This is a genomic window from Bradyrhizobium sp. C9 (assembly GCF_002532045.1).
Taxonomy (GTDB): domain Bacteria; phylum Pseudomonadota; class Alphaproteobacteria; order Rhizobiales; family Xanthobacteraceae; genus Bradyrhizobium.
This window is the reverse complement of the sequence record NZ_NWTG01000030.1, coordinates 53152-70358: the sequence shown is the minus strand read 5'-3', so window position 1 is coordinate 70358 and position 17207 is coordinate 53152. Positions and strand designations below refer to the sequence as shown.

General features: G+C 65.4%; 19 protein-coding genes. 11 read left to right on the top strand and 8 right to left on the bottom strand.

Features of this window, described 5'->3' with window-relative positions; all coding sequences use genetic code 11:
* The first annotated feature begins 77 nt into the window (after positions 1–77).
* Positions 78–524 carry a c-type cytochrome gene (locus CO675_RS35060; protein ID WP_097676445.1) on the top strand — a complete coding sequence of 149 codons (447 nt, stop codon included), beginning with the start codon at positions 78–80 and terminating at the stop codon, positions 522–524.
* A gap of 81 nt (positions 525–605) precedes the next feature.
* Here the strand turns inward: CO675_RS35060 and CO675_RS35055 are convergent, their stop codons facing one another.
* The gene (locus CO675_RS35055) at positions 606–1028 is read right to left on the bottom strand and encodes a CHRD domain-containing protein (protein WP_097676444.1); all 423 of its coding nucleotides are present in this window, start codon (positions 1026–1028) and stop codon (positions 606–608) included.
* 166 nt (positions 1029–1194) lie between these two features.
* Between CO675_RS35055 and CO675_RS35050 the strand changes: the two genes are divergently transcribed.
* Positions 1195–2133, top strand: a complete 939-nt coding sequence (locus CO675_RS35050; RefSeq protein ID WP_097676443.1) for a c-type cytochrome — start codon at positions 1195–1197, stop codon at positions 2131–2133.
* A 24-nt stretch (positions 2134–2157) separates the two neighbouring features.
* Here the strand turns inward: CO675_RS35050 and CO675_RS35045 are convergent, their stop codons facing one another.
* Together CO675_RS35045 and CO675_RS35040 are read right to left on the bottom strand one after the other, a co-directional pair.
* Complete coding sequence (locus CO675_RS35045; protein ID WP_097676442.1) at positions 2158–2511, bottom strand: DoxX family membrane protein; 354 nt, start codon at positions 2509–2511, stop codon at positions 2158–2160.
* A gap of 20 nt (positions 2512–2531) precedes the next feature.
* Positions 2532–3206: a hypothetical protein gene (locus CO675_RS35040; protein ID WP_097676441.1), complete on the bottom strand. Its 675-nt coding sequence runs from the start codon at positions 3204–3206 to the stop codon at positions 2532–2534.
* A 124-nt stretch (positions 3207–3330) separates the two neighbouring features.
* Here CO675_RS35040 and CO675_RS35035 point away from each other — a divergent pair, with 124 nt between their 5' ends.
* Entirely contained in the window at positions 3331–3936 is a 606-nt protein-coding gene (locus CO675_RS35035; RefSeq protein WP_097676440.1) for a TetR/AcrR family transcriptional regulator, read from the top strand.
* A 43-nt stretch (positions 3937–3979) separates the two neighbouring features.
* Here CO675_RS35035 and CO675_RS35030 read toward each other — a convergent pair whose 3' ends face one another.
* Entirely contained in the window at positions 3980–4225 is a 246-nt protein-coding gene (locus CO675_RS35030; RefSeq protein ID WP_016845986.1) for an Lrp/AsnC ligand binding domain-containing protein, read from the bottom strand.
* A 189-nt stretch (positions 4226–4414) separates the two neighbouring features.
* On the opposite strand from CO675_RS35030, the gene thiD reads away from it, so the two are divergent.
* The 4 genes from thiD (at position 4415) to CO675_RS35010 (ending at position 8414) form a co-directional block, all read left to right on the top strand.
* Positions 4415–5215: a bifunctional hydroxymethylpyrimidine kinase/phosphomethylpyrimidine kinase gene (gene thiD / locus CO675_RS35025; RefSeq protein WP_097676460.1), complete on the top strand. Its 801-nt coding sequence runs from the start codon at positions 4415–4417 to the stop codon at positions 5213–5215.
* Positions 5216–5467: 252 nt separating this feature from the next.
* On the top strand, positions 5468–6280 hold the full coding sequence (locus CO675_RS35020; RefSeq protein ID WP_021078021.1) for a UDP-2,3-diacylglucosamine diphosphatase: 813 nt from the start codon (positions 5468–5470) through the stop codon (positions 6278–6280).
* Positions 6277–7368 (top strand): glycosyltransferase family 4 protein, encoded by a 1092-nt coding sequence (locus CO675_RS35015; protein ID WP_097676439.1) that lies wholly within the window; start codon positions 6277–6279, stop codon positions 7366–7368. The genes CO675_RS35020 and CO675_RS35015 overlap by 4 nt, the downstream gene beginning before the upstream one ends.
* Before the next feature lie 56 nt (positions 7369–7424).
* The gene (locus tag CO675_RS35010) at positions 7425–8414 is read left to right on the top strand and encodes a threonine/serine dehydratase family protein (protein ID WP_097676438.1); all 990 of its coding nucleotides are present in this window, start codon (positions 7425–7427) and stop codon (positions 8412–8414) included.
* Positions 8415–8488: 74 nt separating this feature from the next.
* Here the strand turns inward: CO675_RS35010 and CO675_RS35005 are convergent, their stop codons facing one another.
* Both CO675_RS35005 and CO675_RS35000 read right to left on the bottom strand, forming a co-directional pair.
* Positions 8489–10048, bottom strand: coding sequence for a caspase family protein (locus CO675_RS35005; protein ID WP_198964857.1), 1560 nt, complete (start codon positions 10046–10048; stop codon positions 8489–8491).
* Between the two features lie 139 nt (positions 10049–10187).
* Positions 10188–11519 carry a hypothetical protein gene (locus tag CO675_RS35000; RefSeq protein ID WP_097676437.1) on the bottom strand — a complete coding sequence of 444 codons (1332 nt, stop codon included), beginning with the start codon at positions 11517–11519 and terminating at the stop codon, positions 10188–10190.
* A gap of 75 nt (positions 11520–11594) precedes the next feature.
* Here CO675_RS35000 and CO675_RS34995 point away from each other — a divergent pair, with 75 nt between their 5' ends.
* Positions 11595–12767: an MFS transporter gene (locus tag CO675_RS34995; RefSeq protein ID WP_097676436.1), complete on the top strand. Its 1173-nt coding sequence runs from the start codon at positions 11595–11597 to the stop codon at positions 12765–12767.
* Here CO675_RS34995 and dgcA read toward each other — a convergent pair.
* Positions 12764–13765: an N-acetyl-D-Glu racemase DgcA gene (dgcA, locus tag CO675_RS34990; RefSeq protein WP_097676435.1), complete on the bottom strand. Its 1002-nt coding sequence runs from the start codon at positions 13763–13765 to the stop codon at positions 12764–12766. The genes CO675_RS34995 and dgcA overlap by 4 nt on opposite strands.
* A gap of 142 nt (positions 13766–13907) precedes the next feature.
* Between dgcA and CO675_RS34985 the strand changes: the two genes are divergently transcribed.
* The 3 genes from CO675_RS34985 to CO675_RS34975 all read left to right on the top strand — a co-directional run bounded on the left by CO675_RS34985 (position 13908) and on the right by CO675_RS34975 (position 16808).
* Positions 13908–15041, top strand: coding sequence for an MlaE family ABC transporter permease (locus tag CO675_RS34985; RefSeq protein WP_097676434.1), 1134 nt, complete (start codon positions 13908–13910; stop codon positions 15039–15041).
* Positions 15042–15043: 2 nt separating this feature from the next.
* Entirely contained in the window at positions 15044–15811 is a 768-nt protein-coding gene (locus CO675_RS34980; protein ID WP_097676433.1) for an ABC transporter ATP-binding protein, read from the top strand.
* A gap of 121 nt (positions 15812–15932) precedes the next feature.
* Positions 15933–16808 (top strand): MlaD family protein, encoded by an 876-nt coding sequence (locus tag CO675_RS34975; protein WP_097676432.1) that lies wholly within the window; start codon positions 15933–15935, stop codon positions 16806–16808.
* A 39-nt stretch (positions 16809–16847) separates the two neighbouring features.
* On the opposite strand, the gene CO675_RS34970 is transcribed toward CO675_RS34975, so the two are convergent.
* A complete protein-coding gene (locus tag CO675_RS34970) occupies positions 16848–17192 on the bottom strand; it encodes a hypothetical protein (protein WP_097676431.1) in 345 nt (114 codons plus the stop codon).
* Positions 17193–17207: the final 15 nt, after the last annotated feature.

Genomic DNA, 17207 nt, shown 5'->3' with positions numbered 1-17207 from the left:
TCCGCCTGCGGTGTTTGCAAACCAGGCCGTCCGCGTTCCTGCGGACCGGACAGAACAGGATTTGAGGGATTTTGCCGATGAAGCGGATTGTCGTCGTTGCAGCGATGCTTGCGTTGAGTGCGGGGGCGGTGGTGGCCGACCAGGAGCAGGTCAAGGTGACCCAGGCCCAGATGAAGGAAACCGGCAAGAACGCCGGTGCGCTCGGCGCCATCATCAAGGGCGAGAAGCCCTACGACCAGGCAACGGTCGACGCCGCGCTGGCGAAGTTCGAGGACACCGCCAAGAAGCTGCCGACGCTCTTCCCTGAAAGCAGCAAGGGTCTCAAGACGGAAGGCGATTACTCCGCCGGGCCGAAGATCTGGGAAGACAAGACCGGCTTCGAGCAGCACATCGCGAGCTTTGCCAAATCCGTCTCTGACGCCAAGGGCAAGATCAAGGATGTCGACACGCTGAAGGCCGAGTTGACCGTGATCGGCAAGCAGTGCGGCGGCTGCCACGAGACCTATCGCCTCAAGAAGGGCTGATCGCCATTCGATCAATGGGTAGGGCGGACGCCGTGAGGCGTCCGCCCTTTTTTGTGTCGGCCGTTTCTTGTTGGTGTGACTCTACTTGGTGACCTGGCCGCGGATTTCGCCGCCCGGGTTGGCGGCGGTGTGGACGTTGACGTAGTACTTGCCGGCGAGGAGATCGGCAGCCTGCGCGTCGGTCAACGTCGCGCTGCCCTCGACCGGGCTCGACGTCGCGTTCGGGATGGCAACCGCGACACCGGAATTCTTGCCGGCCTCGGCGGGGCCGTGGAAATGCGCGGCAGTCGCAGGGCCCGACAGGCCGGAATAGGTCAGCTTCCAGCTCAACTTCTTGGAGGCCGCGTCGTAGTCGATGTCGGCGGTACCGGTGCCGGCGCTGGCATTGGCGGGCACCTCGGACTTGGCGTCCAGCTTCGCCGTCAGTTTCTCGGCAAAGGCCGGACCGGCGAGGGCGATTGCGGCGCCCAGTGTCAGCGTGGCAAACAAGGTCTTGTTTGGCATGGTTCTCTCCCCTTTGACGTCACACGATGGTTGCAAATCTTCAAACCGCAGCGCTCCGGATTTATTCCCAAAATGATCGTGAGTGCGGCAAATTTGATGCGAGCTTGTGCGAACGGTTGCCATCATACTGGCTGATGAACTGACGCGACCAATGACGGATCGGTGAATGTTGCGACGAATTCTCCTCCTGGCCGTTTTGGCCAGCCTCATCGGCTTCGGTGTGTTCTGGTGGCTGACGATCCCGGCGACCGTCGCTGCGAGCGCGCTGCCCGCCTACCAGCCCAACCTGACCAACGGGCTCACAACGTTCAATGCGGGAGGATGTTCCTCCTGCCATGCGGTGCCGAAGCAGGACGACCGCACCAGGCTCGGCGGTGGCCTCGCGATACCGTCGCCGTTCGGGACCTTCTATGCGCCGAACATCTCACCCGACCCGAACGACGGCATCGGCCGCTGGAGCGAGGCTGATTTCGTCACCGCGGTCATGAAGGGCACCTCGCCGTCGGGGACGCACTATTTTCCGGCATTTCCCTACACGTCCTATCAGCACGCCAGGGTCAATGACGTGCGCGACCTGTTTGCCTATCTGAAGACCCTGCCGCCGGTCGCGGGCAAGGTGCGCGACCACGATGTGCCGTTTCCCTTCAACGTCAGGCGCAATGTCGGGGTCTGGAAATTCCTGTTCATGGACGGCAAGCCGTTCGTCGCGGATGCGAGCCGATCGGCGCATTGGTATCGCGGCGCCTATCTCGTCAACAGCTTCGGCCATTGCGCCGAGTGCCACAGCCCGCGCAATTTCCTCGGCGGCATCATCACTTCGCAGCGCTTCGCCGGTGGTCCGAATCCGGAAGGCGAGGGCTGGGTGCCCAACATCACGCCGCGGGGGATCGCCGACTGGAGCGCGAAGGACATCGCCTATTTCCTCGAGAGCGGCCAGACGCCGGACGGCGACAGCGCGGGCGGATCGATGGTGCGCGTGATCCGCAACACCTCGCAGCTCTCGACAAGCGATCGCGATGCGATTGCCGAATACCTCAAGTCGCTGCCGCCGGTCGACGGGCCACCGAAGCCGACGCGCAAGCCGGACAAGACTGATCCTTCCTGATGGCGCCAGGCGGTGCCCGGCCTGCTATCCGCGCCACGCGCTGGCGGCAATGACCATCAAGCCACCGGCAATCGCGAGGTCCTTGAAGAACAGCGTTCGTTCCACCTTGTTGGCGAGGTCGAGATGAAACCCGAACGCGGTCGCGAGGCAAAACAGCGCAAGCGCGCCGGCGGCAACTGATGACTGCCAGCCGATCAGCAACGCCAGGCCCGCACCGAGCTCGAGCGCGATGACCAGCGGCAGCAGCATGCCGGGAATATGGTGTGCCGCCATGTGGTCGAGGAACGGCTTCGGGCCGGCGATCTTGGCTGCGCCGGCAAGGATGAACAGCAATGCGAGCAGGCTTCGTCCGGCAATAGTGACTATCGTGAGCGGCATCGGGGGATCCTCCGGGCTGGTTATTGGTTGTTTCGACCGTGGCTTTTGGCCTTTGAAGCGAACAGGACGGCGGACAGGATGAAGGCGAAGACGAAGAAGATCGTCCGTCCCAGGACAAGTGCCTTCGCCTGCTCCACCGGCGTAATCGAGATCAGGACCCCGAACGGGATGTAGCACCACAGCACCACCGCGATGATCCCGCCGAGCCTGCCGAACTGCAGGAAGCCGAACGAGAACAGCAAGGCCGCGAAATAGCTGGCGTGAAACTTGACCTGGGAGGCGATCATCTGCAGCTCCCCATCGGCCGGCGACAGCGGCAATCCGTTCTGGATCGCATGCACCATGGTCATGATGTGGTGGTTCTCGACGCAATCGAGGATCACCGTGAGCATCATGGAGGCGAGCGCGACGCCCAGCAGATAGGGGTCCATGATGGTGCGCAGCCGGGCGGCCAGCACGGTGAAGAATGCGCCGTAGAAGATCATGAAGAGATTATCGAGCCCGAGATTGAGCCGCAGGCCGAACGGCGCGAGGGGGATTCCGAGATACGCGCCATAGGCTTCGACGGAGCGGGCGGTCTGGAAGAAGTCCTGCGAACCGCTGGTGGCGAGGATACCGATCACCATGACGGCGACGGTCGACGCCGCGAGCGTCGCCAGGATCGCAAGCGTACGGTCCAATCGGCTGATCTGCATGATATAGCTACTCCGTGTGCGTAAAGCCGACTCGTCGAGTTACAAATATCAACTGCTATCTGAAATTAGATATCAGATGATATCTGAAAATCAATTGGTATTTTAAGTTCGGGAGCCCTGTCCGTTGCCCAGGTTAAATCGCGAGGAAAGTCAGGCCCGTACGAAGAGTCTCCTGATCGAGGCGGCGCGCCAGGAGATCATCAAGAAGGGATTTGCGCAGGCCTCGGTACGCGACATCGCCGACGCGGCCGGATTTTCGCAGGGCGCGTTCTATTCGAATTTTACCGACAAGGAGGCGATCCTCCTGGAACTGGTGCAACAGCACCAATCCGAGGAGAGGGCAAAAATCGAAAGCGTATTGGGGCAGACGCCGGGCGAGCCTGCGAAAGTGATGGCGGGCCTCGAAAAATGGGCCGCCACCGCCAATTCGGATCCGGGGTTTTCCGTGCTGGCGATCGAGCTGCAATTGCAGGCGCTGCGCAGCCCGACGTTCGCGCAAGGCTACAACGAACTCAACCGCAAGCACCGCCGAGCGCTGGGCGTGCTGGTGACGCGCCTGTTCGAGGTGCTTGGCAAGCAGGCGCCCGCCGATCCCGTGGAGATCGCTACCGGCTTCATCGCATTGGGCCGCGGCATGGCGCTGTTGTCGAGGGGCGGCGAAGTGAATCGCAGCGGCCGTATCGTCGTCACGTTCCTGAAGGCGCTGATCGACTCGGCGCCGGCCGCCTAGCGGCGCGCGCCTCGCCGATCGGGCGCGTATGAAGGTCGATGCGCTACTTCGCGCCGAACGCCTTGAAGGTGATGATGGTGAGGGTGTCCTGGATGCCCGGGATCACCTGAACCTTCTCGTTGATGAAATGGCCGATGTCGGTGTCGTGGTCGACGTAGAACTTGACCAGCAGATCGTAATTGCCCGCGGTGGAATAGATCTCGGACGCAATCTCGGCTTCCGCCAGCGCATTGGCGACGGTGTAGGACTGGCCGAGCTTGCATTTGATCTGGACGAAGAAAGGAACCATCAAAGTCGTCTCCGGGGATTTCCGCGACTATAGGCCAAAAACCGGCCGCCAAGGCAAGGGGCAAGGCGACGGGGCAACAAGGCCAACTCGCGGTAAAGTCAGGCGAACTTGCTGCCGATGGGCGGCCGGGCTAGGACAGGTCATGAGCTTGTTCGTCGTGGTCTCATTCGTCTCAACCGCCGGTGCCGCATAATGACGCCGGTCACACTCACCATTGCCGGCTCGGATTCCTCGGGCGGGGCGGGCATTCAGGCCGACCTCAAGAGCTTTGCCGCGCTCGGGGTCTATGGGGCCTCAGCGATCACGGCGCTGACGGCGCAGAACACCACGGGGGTCCGCGGTATCCATCCGGTGCCCGCTTCATTCGTCACGGCGCAGATCGATGCGGTGTTCTCCGACCTCGACGTCGGCGCGGTCAAGATCGGCATGTTGGCGCAGGCCGAGACGATCGTGGCGATCGCGGGCGCGCTGAAGCGCTGGGCACCGCGCCACGTCGTGCTCGATCCGGTGATGGTCGCAACCTCGGGCGACCGGCTGCTCGCCGCCGAGGCGGTCGATGCGCTGAAGACCATGCTGTTTCCGCTGGCCTCGCTGATCACGCCGAACCTGCCGGAGGCGGCGGCGCTGCTGAACGAGCCGGTCGCTGCGAGCGAGCCCGACGTGGCGCGACAGGGCAGGCAATTGCTGGCGATGGGATGTCGCGCGGTGCTGGTGAAGGGCGGCCATGGGCACGGCACTGAGAGCATCGACTATCTGATCGATGGCGCGCGCAGCATCGCACTCGCGGCGCCGCGTATTGCGACCGCCAACACGCACGGCACCGGCTGCTCGCTGTCATCGGCGATCGCCGCCGGACTCGCGAAGGGCGAGGCGATGGAGACCGCCGTGCGCAACGCCAAGGCGTGGATCACGGATGCGATCGCTGCCGCCGATCGCTTCGCCGTCGGACATGGCCACGGGCCGGTGCATCACTTCCACAAATATTACTGAAGCTCTCGTAGCCCGGATTGCGCTGCGCTCTATCCGGGCTACGTATTCAATCGTTTCGTTGTTCCGCCGCGATATGCGCGCAACACAACGGCTGTTCCGCACAGCTGCGTCCACCCATGTCGCCAGATTGTCGCACGCGGCTGTTATCCGCAGGGAGGGGGGCGTGCTGCTGATTCTCGTTAACTGTTAGTGAGGCCTTGGGTCGCGGGGATCGTCATCGCCTTGTCACAGGAATCTGTTAGGTGCACAGGCATGGGAAGTGACTCCTTGAGTGAAGAAAGCCCCGAGCGGCGCTTTCGCACTTTGTTTATCTCCGATGTCCATCTCGGAGCCCGCGGTTCGCAAGCCGACCGCCTGCTGGACTTCCTCCGCTCCCATGATGCCGACACGATCTACCTCGTTGGTGATATCGTCGACGGCTGGGCGCTGAAGTCGAACTGGTACTGGCCGCAGACCCACAACGATTTCGTGCAGAAGATGCTGCGCAAGGCGCGCAAGGGCGCCAAGGTGATCTACGTCCCGGGCAACCATGACGAGTTCCTGCGCAAATATTACGGCACGCACTTCGGCGGCATCGACGTGGTGGAGAACACCGTTCACACCGGCGCTGACGGCAAGCGCTACCTCGTGATCCACGGCGACATCTTCGATCTCGTGGTGCAGAACGCGCGCTGGCTCGCCCATCTCGGCGACAAGGCCTACGATTTCGCGATCCAGATGAATCGCTTCGTCAACTTCTTCCGCAAGATGTTCGGCGTGCCGTACTGGTCGCTGTCGCAATGGGCCAAGTTGAAGGTCAAGAAGGCGGTGAACTATATCGGCGCGTTCGAGGCGACACTGGCCGGAGAGGCGCGGCGTCACGGCTGCGACGGCGTGATCTGCGGCCACATCCACTACGCGACGATTCATGACGAGCACGGCATCCGCTACATGAATTGCGGCGACTGGGTGGAGAGCTGCACGGCGCTCGCAGAGCACGAGGACGGCAGCTTCGAAATCATCACCTGGACCGACCCGGTGCGCCGGATCGCGCCAGTTCCGCGAGTGACGGCACGCGCTGCATGACGCATATCCTGGTCGCGACCGATGCGTGGCATCCCCAGGTCAACGGGGTTGTCCGCACGCTGACCATGATGGCACAGGCGGCGAAATCGCTCGGCGTCGAGGTCAGCTTCCTGACGCCGGACGAGTTCCGCACCTTCGCGATGCCGAGCTATCGCGATCTCCGGCTGGCGTTGCCGTACCGGGCCAAGGTCGCAAGCCTGATCGAGGCGGCGAGGCCCGACAGCATCCATATCGCGACCGAAGGCCCGATCGGGCTGTCGGTCCGCCGCTATTGCCGCAAGCACGGCTTGCCATTCACGACGAGCTTCCACACCCGCTTTCCCGAGTATGTCTCGGCACGCACGCCGGTCCCGGAAGCCTGGGTGTGGCGCGCGCTGCGCTGGTTCCACAGGCCGAGCCGGGCGGTGATGGCGGCAACCCCGGCGCTGGCCGCCGAGCTGCGCCAGCGCGGCTTCCGCAACGTGGTGCTGTGGTCGCGCGGCGTCGATACCGCGCTGTTCCATCCGCGCGACGTCGATCTCTGCCTGCCCCAGCCGGTCTATCTCAGCGTCGGCCGCGTGGCGGTGGAAAAGAACCTCGAGGCATTCCTCGATCTCGATTTGCCCGGCACCAAGGTGGTGGTCGGCGACGGCCCGGCGCGGGCGGCGCTGGAGCGGAAATATCCCGAGGCCGTCTTCCTCGGCGCCCGCCACGGGGAAGAATTGGCCGAGATCTATGCCGCGGCCGATGTGTTCGTTTTCCCCAGCCGCACCGATACGTTCGGCCTGGTGCTGCTCGAGGCATTGGCGAGCGGCCTGCCGGTTGCCGCTTTTCCGGTCACCGGCCCCCGCGACGTGATCGGCGCGGCGCCGGTCGGCGTGCTCGACGAGGATCTGCACCACGCCTGCCTGGAGGCGCTCGGCATCTCGCGGCAGGCCTGCGTCGATTTCGCCGCGCTCCACACCTGGCAGGCGTCGGCCCGGGTGTTCATCGACCGCTGCATGAATGTCCGCCCCGTCGCGCCCGACGGCGAGGGGGAGGCATTCGAATTCGGCGCCGAGGAGCATCATTTCGCGGCCCTGCCGGCGCCCCATTCCACCTCACGCTAGACAAGTCACGCTAAAGCGTCTTGCCGGGTTGCCCGCTGCCGCGATACAAATCCTGGATGACGGACACCCCTCTCAATCCACCCGTCGCTGCTGCGGACATCGATGCCGCCGCAAGGGTGGTCGCGCCGTTCGCGGTGCGCACGCCGCTCCTGACTTTCCCCGTTCTCAACGAACGCGTCGGCACCCAGGTCTTCCTCAAGCCCGAGATGCTGCAACGGACCGGATCGTTCAAGTTCCGCGGCGCCTTCAACAAGCTCGCCTCTATACCGCAGGACAAGCGGAGCGGGGGCGTCGTTGCGTTCTCCTCGGGCAACCACGCCCAGGGCGTTGCCGCGGCGGCAAAGATCCTCAACATGCAGGCGACCATCGTGATGCCTGCGGACTCCCCGCTCACCAAGCGCGAGCGGACCAAGTCCTACGGCGCCGAGGTCGTGCTGTACGATCGCGATCGCGACGACCGTGCGGCGATCGCAAGCGGCATCGCCAGCAAGCGTGGTGCGACCTTGGTGCCTCCCTATGATGATCCCCTGGTGATCGCAGGTCAGGGCACTGCCGGCCGCGAAATCGCCGAGGACATGGCCGCGCTCGGGCTCGTGCCCGACATCGTGGTCGCGCCGGCATCGGGCGGCGGCTTGATCGCGGGGGTCGCCACCGCGGTGAAGGCAAGATATCCGCAGGCCCAGGTGCTCGTTGCCGAGCCCGCGGGCTATGACGATCACGCGCTGTCGCTCAAGGTCGGCCATCGCGAGGCGCATCCGGTCGCGGCGCGCACCATCTGCGATGCGCTGATGGCGATGATGCCGGGCGAGCTCACCTTCGCCATCAACAGCAAGCTGCTCGCAAACGGCGTCAGCGTCTCTGACGACGAGGTTGGTGCTGCCGTCGCCTTCGCCTATCGCGAGTTGAAGCTCGTGGTCGAGCCCGGCGGCGCGGTCGGGCTTGCGGCGCTGCTGGCGGGACGGATCGACGCCAGGGGCAAGAACGTCGTCATCGTGCTCTCGGGCGGCAATGTCGATGCCGACCTGTTCGCGAAGCTCGTCGCCTGAGACCAGCATCTTGAAAAGAACGGGGGGCAGGGCGGTGCGCGCTCTGCCCCCGTTTCGTTGTGTGGTGCGGCTGATCAGTGCCTGAAGCCGCCACGGTGATCGCCGCCCATTCCGCCGCCGTTTGAGACGGACGGACTTGCGTGGAACGAAGCGCGGCCGACGCCCGATCTCATCTTGTTGACTTGCATGCTTTGCCGCTCGGCGCGGAAGTGCTGCCCGGTGTTGTCTTTCACGGTCGGGTTCGACGTGGCCTTGCCGGCATTCGCGACAGGCAGGCTTGCGACCTTGCCCTTGCCGATTGGGCTCGGCATGCCGATCGGCTTCGCTCCGGGCGCGGGCATGGTCACGATCCTGCCGACGGTGCCTTGCAAACCGGCATTGATCGGCTGGAAGGTCGGACGATTTGACAGCCGCGTGAACTGCATCAGCGGGATTGCCTTCGGCCGCGCTTGCAGCTTCAACGCCTGTTGCGCATAGGGGCTGTTGCCGAAATTGTCGTGGAAGGTCTTGTAGGCGAACGGCGTGTTGGCAAGCACGGCCTTGTGCCAGGCCGCGACCTGCAGCCAGTTCGTCAGCAGGAAGCGAATGCGGTCGCACAGCGGGTCGCGCGGATACAGCCGGATGAATTCCTCATAGTAGTCCGGCCGGCCCTCCGACAGCACGAAGTCGTAGGCCTGGCGCACCGAGCGGTTCGGCAGGTTCGACGCCATCTGCACCACCGGGCCATTGGCGGGTGCACGCGCTGACGCCATGGCGGTATCGCCGAAGAAATAGAAGTCGGAGGTCAGCGACGAGCTTTCCCACGGCGTCTGGCGGCCGTCGGTCGTCGAGTTGACGTCGAGGCGAATGCGCTTGAACAGCTGCTCGATCGGCAGATTGGGCTCGCGCGCCAGCCGCAGGAAGGCGTTGGTGTAGGGGCTGTGGCCGTTGCTGCCGTCCTGCGCTTCCATGCCGGGCGCCGTCGAATAGCCGACGATCGAGCCGTTCGGTGCATCGACGACGGCAAGGCCGCGGCCGGCATCGTTGACGTTGGGAAACGGGTTGTTGCGGCAGGCATCGAGCACCACGATGCGCATCCGGCTCGGGATGTTCTCCAGCGTACCCATCACGTCGACGAGGCGCACCGCATTGCCGTCGAGGTCGGACGGCGTTGCGATCCTGGCATCGACCGGAATCAGATAGTTCTCGCCGGCGAGCTGCACGCCGTGGCCGGCGTAATAGATCATCGCGACCGTACCGGGGCCGCGCGCCGAGACCTTGTCGGAGAAATCCCGCAACACCTTCACCATGTCGCCCTGCCTGAGGTCGGTCGCGGCGATCACCTCGAAGCCGGCCGCGTTCAACAGCTCGGCCATCGACTGCGCGTCATTGCCGGGATTGGCGAGTTTTGGCGCATTCTCATAGTTCGCATTGCCGATCACGAGCGCGACGCGCTGCTCGGGGCCGCGCAGCGCGGCCGGCGCCGCGGCGCTAGGCGTCGCCGGCAAAGCGGCCTGATCGACGGATTGCGCCGGCGCCTGCGCGGCATTGCCGACGGTGATGCCGCCGGTCTCGGCAGATGCTGCGCCTGATCCACCAAGGCTCAGCAGACCAAGCAATGCGGCCGATATCATGATGGATGTCAGGCGGACCATCGCGCGCTCCCAAAAGCTGGTCCTGGTGCAGGACCGGTCGCAGCGAGGCTAGGGGTGGATTTGCCCGCCGTACGTGAGCTGAGTCACGCTGCGCGGGTGGTCAAATGGGAGGTCAATGTGCAGCGCGCACACGTCGCGCTTATGAGAAGAACGCGATTCTCTCGGCCTGACTCATGCGGCGGATCGGCGCGAGCGGATCGTTGGCTGCGACATCAGGCTTCTTCAAAAGCCCGCTCGCGATGATGGTCGAGCCCAGTGAGATTTCTGCCGCGGGAGCAGCGGCAGCCTCGACGGCGGGCGGGAGAGGCGGCGGCACGGCTGCCGGAGCCGCGGCAACCGGTGCCGCAGCAACCGGCGCTGCAGCAATTGGCGCTGCGGCCATCGGCGGCGGCTCGACCTTGACCTCGATCGGCTCGGGCACCGGTGCGGGCTCGGGCTGGATGGCCGGGGCGACCATCTCGGGCTCGTCGGCCATCGCTTCGGCGACGCGCATCTCCTCTGCAGCGCGCATCTCCTCGGCGATCGCTTCTTCGTCGATCGGATCGGGCGCGCCCATCTCCATCGCGATGAGGTCGAGCACCGCTTCGTCCTCGGCGTCAGCGGCGGCCTCGGTGACGCGGGCGAGCTCTGCGGCCTCGGCCTCGGCCAGCGCGGCCTCCGCCTTGAGCCATGCTTCGTTCGGTTCCGGCGTGGCGGCAGCTTCAATGCTCGGCGTTGAGGCAGCCATCGCGGCTTCGGCGGGCGACGCTGCAACGGCTTCCTGAGGCGGCGCCCGCGGCGTGGCGGCAACAGTCGCGTCGGACGCAGCGCTCTCGGCGCGAGCGCTCTCTGCCACTGGTTGAGGCGAGGGCGCAGCAGGGGGCGGTTCCGCAACCGGTGCTTGGGCCACGGCCGCTGGCTCAGCCACGGGTGTCGCTGCCTGGTCCGGATCGAATTCGCCGAGCCGGCGGGCGAGCGCCGCGAAAGCGGCATCCAGCACGACCTTGGCGTCGTCCATCGAAACCGCGGTCGCTCCGGCCTCGATCGCGCTGGCCTGCGAATCGATGATGTCGCAGATCCGGCCGTCATTGCCGATCTCGCGCAGCCGCCAGGAGATCTCCCGAATCACCCGCACGCCCTTGCGCACCGGCGCGAGGTTCGGCTCGAAACTGATGCCGTCGAGTGCCGCGATGGCAGAGGCCTGGGCGGCCTCGATCGCGCCGCGCAGGGCGGCCAGCGCCTGCGCCAGCTGCTCGTCCCTGATGGCCGCTGCGGCGGCTTGCCGCTGCGCGCTGAGGCTGTCCTCGATCCGCGCCACGGCGTCGAGCACCATGCGGGTATCGGCATTGCGATTGCGCTTGGCGTATTCGCCGAGGAACCAGCGGCCCCGCGAGGTCTCCATGAAGGCCGCGCTGATCGCAGCATAGTCCTCCTCGCTCGGCAGGGCCGCGCGGGCGGATATCGGAGACAGGGCGAATGCTTCTTCGGCCATCACAATCTCTCCGCGCAAATCACTGCGCGTTACGCTAACGATCACCACGATATCGCGCGAATCGCAATTGAATTGATGTCTACCGAATCACAAATCCCCATCGCAGCCAAAGTTGCGCCGAGGCGATTCGCGCGCAGCCTCGCGGCGTTCTATGCCACGACGTTCGGGATGACCGGGGTCCACCTGCCCTTTTTCACGGTGTGGCTGAAGGCGATCGGGATCGACGCCACCTGGATCGGCATTATCACGGCGGTGCCGCCGGTGACGCGCTTTACCGTGCTGCCGCTGGTCACTGCGGCGGCGGAGCGGCGCCAGATGCTGCGCGGCGCGATGATCGCGACGGGATTCGCCACCGCGCTCGGCTTTGCCGTGATCGGCACCCAGCACCAGCCGTTGGTGTTGCTCATGGTCTATGCGCTGACCTGCTGCGTGTGGACACCGATGGTGCCGCTCACCGACGCCTACGCGCTGCGCGGCGTCAGGCAATTTGGCCTGAGCTACGGACCGTTGCGGCTCTGGGGCTCGGCTGCCTTCGCGGTCTGCGCGCTGATCAGCGGGTTCCTGCTGCGCTATGTCGCCGAGGTCGATCTGATCTGGATCATAACCGCCGTGACCGTACTCGGGGCGCTGGTCGGGCTGACGTTGCGGCCGCTGGGCCGCCCGGTGGCCACAGTCGCGCACGCGGCCGGCGTGCCGAGGCTGCTGCGCAATCCCACCTTCCTCGCCATCATCGTGTCCTCGGCGCTGATCCAGGGCAGCCATGGCGCTTATTACATCTTCGCATCGATTGCCTGGCAGCAGGCCGGTTTCAGCGGCCTGACCATCGCAGCCCTCTGGGTGCTCGGCGTGATCGCTGAGATCGTGTTGTTTGCAGCTTCGCCGCGCTTCACGCTGCCTTCGGCTGTGCTGGTGATGATCGCGGCCGCCAGCGCCGTGGCGCGCTGGGCGATCACCGCGCAGGACCCGCCGCTTGCGGTGCTGGCCGTGGTCCAGCTCGGACACGGCTTAAGCTTCGGCCTGACCCAGGTCGGCATCATGGGGCTGATGGTGCATCATGTGCCGGTTCATGTGATGGCGCGCGCGCAGGGCTATCTCACGGCCTGCGGCGGCATCGTCGCCAGCACCACGGCGATCGTCAGCGGCATGGTCTATGCGCGCTTCGGGCTCGGCGTCTACGACATGATGGCGGCGATGGCAGCGACGGGTGGGCTGGTGATGTGGTTGGCGCGCAAGCGGCTAACCCACTAGCCCCAGAGCGCGGCGTCCGGCGGATAGACCAGGCTGCCCTCGTAGCGTAGGCCGTTGTCGCGGTCCCTCGCCAGCAGCAGCGGGCCGTCGAGATCGACGAAGCGCGCGGCTTGCGCGATCAGCATCGCCGGCGCCATCGCGAGCGAGGTCGCGACCATGCAGCCGATCATGATCTCGAAGCCGAGCGCGCTCGCAGCGTCCGCCATCGCCAGCGCCTCGGTCAGTCCGCCGGTCTTGTCGAGCTTGATGTTGACGGCGTCATAGCGGCCGCGCAGGCCTTCGAGCGAGGCGCGGTCATGCACGCTCTCGTCGGCGCAGACCGCAACCGGGCGCTTGATCCGCAGCAGCGCCTCGTCCTTGCCCGCCGGCAGCGGCTGCTCGATCAGCGTGACGCCGGCATCGGCGCAGGCCGCGAGATTGGCGGCGAGGTTGTCCGCGGTCCAGGCTTCATTGGCATCGACGATCAGTTCGGAGGTGGGTGCCGCCTTGCGCACGGCGGCGATCCGCGCGGCGTCACCATCGCCGCCGAGCTTGATCTTGAGCAGCGCGCGATGCGCGGCCTTGGCGGTGGCCTCCGCCATCGCCTCTGCTGTCCCGAGCGAAATCGTATAGGCGGTGGTGCGTGGCTCGGGCGCAGGCCGGCTGAGCAGGTTCCAGATCCGCATGCCGGCGCGTTTGGCCTCGAGGTCCGCCAGCGCGCAATCCAGCGCATTGCGGGCGGCCCCGGCGGGCATGCCGGCCTGCAAGGCGATCCGGTCCATGCCACGAGCGAGCGGTTGCTGCATCGCCTGGATCGCCTGCAGCGTCGTCTCGGGCGTTTCGCCATAGCGCGGGTAGGGCACGCATTCGCCGCGACCAATGAGGCCGCCCTGGCTCACCTCGGCCACGACGACGACGGCCTCGGTTTTGGCGCCACGGCTGATCGTGAAGGTCCCGGCGATCGGCCAGCGCTCGATCCGCGCGGTCAGGGAAATCGCTCCGGGAGGGGTGGAAGTCATTTTAAAGTCTACTATTTCCTGAACCGTAGCTTGCGACGCGCAACCAACTATGGCTGGTTAGTGACAGATTCGACAAGCCAAACCGGCGTCGCCGGGGAATCTGCGTGAGCGGCGGCCAGCCGGCTTGAGGGGTAGGCAAAAGGTGAGCGGCGACCCGACACTGGAGCGGATAGCCCAAGGCGAAGGACTGGCGTTGTGCGCGGCGGGCAACTGGACAGCCCGCTTTGCGCCTGCGCTTGAGCGGATCGTCTCCGACGCCGAGAAACTGCGCGGCAGCCGTCCCCATATCTTCATCGACGTGTCGCAGGTCGCGAGCCTCGACACGTTCGGCGCGTGGCTGATCGAGCGGCTGCGCCGCAGCCTGAGCGATGCCAGCGCCGAAGCGGAGATCGCGGGCCTCTCCGCCAATTATTCCAGCCTGGTCGACGAGGTGCGCCGCGTCGGTCCGGCGCCCAGGGTCGTCAGCGACCGGCTGTCGATCACGGGGATGCTCGAGCAGATCGGCCGCACCGTGGCCGGGGTCAGCGGCACGATCATCGGCCTCGTCGACATGCTCGGTGCGGTGCTGGCCGCGGCCGGCAACGTGCTGATCCATCCGCGCAGCTTCCGCCTGACCTCGACGGTGCATCACCTCGAGCAGGTGTGCTGGCGCGCGGTGCCCATCGTGGTGCTGATCACCTTCCTGATCGGTTGCATCATCTCGCAGCAGGGCATCTTCCATTTCCGCAGGTTCGGCGCCGATATCTTCGTGGTCGACATGCTCGGCGTGCTGGTGTTGCGCGAGATCGGCGTGCTGCTGGTCGCGATCATGGTCGCGGGCCGTTCCGGCTCGGCCTATACCGCCGAGCTCGGCTCGATGAAGATGCGCGAGGAGATCGACGCGCTGCGCACCATGGGCTTCGATCCGATCGAGGTCCTGATCCTGCCGCGCATGCTGGCGCTGGTGCTGGCGCTGCCGATCCTGGCCTTTCTCGGCGCGATGGCCGCGCTCTATGGCGGCGGCCTGGTGGCGTGGCTCTATGGCGGCGTCGATCCGGAGGCCTTCCTGCTCCGCCTTCGTGATGCCATATCGATCGACCATTTCATCGTCGGCATGGTCAAGGCGCCTGTGATGGCCGCGGTGATCGGCATCGTCGCCTGCGTCGAGGGGCTTGCGGTGCAGGGCTCGGCGGAGTCGCTCGGTCAGCACACCACCGCGTCGGTGGTGAAAGGGATCTTCTTCGTGATCGTGATGGACGGCGTGTTCGCGATCTTCTTCGCCTCGATCGGGATGTGATCATGGCCGAGCAGGACGACGCCATCATCCGGGTCCGCGACATCACGGTTCAATTCGGCAGCACGCGCGTGCTCGACGGCCTCGACCTCGACGTCAAGCGCGGCGAGATCCTCGGCTTCGTCGGCCCATCGGGCGCCGGCAAGTCGGTGCTGACGCGCACCATCATCGGCCTAGTGCCGAAGGTGTCCGGCCGCATCGAGGTGTTCGGCGTCGATCTCGATGCCGCGAGCTCGGCGCAGCGCCGCGCCGTCGAGCGGCGCTGGGGCATCCTGTTCCAGCAGGGTGCGCTGTTCTCCTCGCTCACGGTGCGCCAGAACATCCAGTTTCCGGCGCGCGAATATCTGCGGGTCTCGCAGCGGCTGCTCGACGAGATCATGGTGGCGAAGCTCGTGATGGTCGGGCTGAAGCCCGAGGTCGCCGATCGCTATCCGTCGGAACTGTCCGGCGGCATGATCAAGCGCGTTGCGCTGGCGCGCGCACTCGCGCTCGATCCCGAGCTGGTGTTTCTCGACGAGCCGACGTCGGGCCTCGATCCGATCGGCGCCGGCGATTTCGACGAGTTGGTGCGCACCCTGCAGCGCACTTTGGGGCTGACCGTTTTCATGGTAACCCACGATCTCGACAGTCTTTACACCGCGTGCGACCGTATCGCCGTTTTAGGGAACGGTAAGATCATTGCTGCAGGATCGATCGCCGACATGAAGGCATCGCAGCATCCGTGGCTGCAGCAATATTTCAACGGCAAGCGCGCCCGAGCCGTTGTGGCCTAGCCCATGATCCCGAAACGAAAAGGCCGGTTTTCGGACGAGATCATGCGCCAACAGGGAATTCGACGGGCTCGAACGCAGGCCGACTGCGCGAGCGCCCAAGAGTGATGAACGCGAGCAATTGATGGAAACGCGGGCGAATTACGTCTTGATCGGGGTTTTCACGCTGGCGGTAATCGCCGCGGCGTTCGGCTTCGTGCTGTGGTTCCAGAGCCTGCACACCACCAAGCAGCGCAGCCCGTTGCGGGTGATCTTCGAGGGGCCGGCGTCGGGCCTGCGCAATGGCGGTAATGTCAATTTTAACGGTATCCGGATAGGGGAAGTGGTCTCGGTCAAGCTCGACAACCCCCGGCGCGTGGTCGCGCTGGCGATGATCGAGAACAACGCACCGCTGCGCAAGGACACCCTGGTCGGCCTCGAATTCCAGGGCCTGACCGGCGTCGCCGCGATTTCGCTGAAGGGCGGCGAGGAGGCCGCCCCGCCGGTTCCGCTCGATGAGGACGGCATCCCGGTTCTGACCGCCGACCCGAACGCGCTGCAGGACGTCACCGAGGCGATCCGCGCCACCCTGCAGAACGTCAACCGCATCGTCGCCGACAATCAGCAGTCGGTGAAGAATTCGCTGAAGAATCTCGAGGTCTTCACCCAGGCCTTAGCGCGCAATTCCGAGAAGATCGACAACGTCATGCTCAAGGTCGACGGCGTGATGGGCAAGGCCGACAATCTGATGCTGGGCCTCAATGCGATCGCGGGCGGCAACAATGGCAGCGAGCTGAACCTGATGGTGAAGTCGATCCGCGAGCTCGCCGACAACGTCGACAAGCGCTCCAATCTCCTGATCAACGACGGCCGCCGCACGCTGTCCGACATCAGCCGCGCCGTGAACAATTTCGACCGCAACCCGAGCCGGGTGATCTTCGGCGGCAGCAACAACGCCGCACCCGAGCCCGCGCCGGCTCCCGCCGCAGCACCGGCCGTGCCGCGGCGCCGGCAGCAATAGGCCACGCGCCCTCCGTTCGTTCCGACGATCGTCGCAGCGCTACTGGGGCGCTACCTGAGACGGCTCGGCAGCTTCAGGAACGAAGCGGCGATAGCGGTCGTCTGGATACGTCTGCTCGGACCGTATCCTCAAGCTGCGAATATGATGAGGATCGGATGCCGCATCGACGACGCCCTGCGTTGCCGGCCATTCGCGGCTGGACGCATCGTGGGCCTTACCGCCGGCCGGACGGACGGGTGTGTCGGCTGTCGGCTTGTTCGGCTCCTGTATTTTGATGGTCCGGATTTTGGACGGCTGGATCGGGTCCGCCGTCGCAACCGCGGTCATCCCGATTGTCCCGAGCACCGTCAGTGCGACGATGGGGCGCCAGCGTGCGAGCAACATCTGAACCCTCTCGGC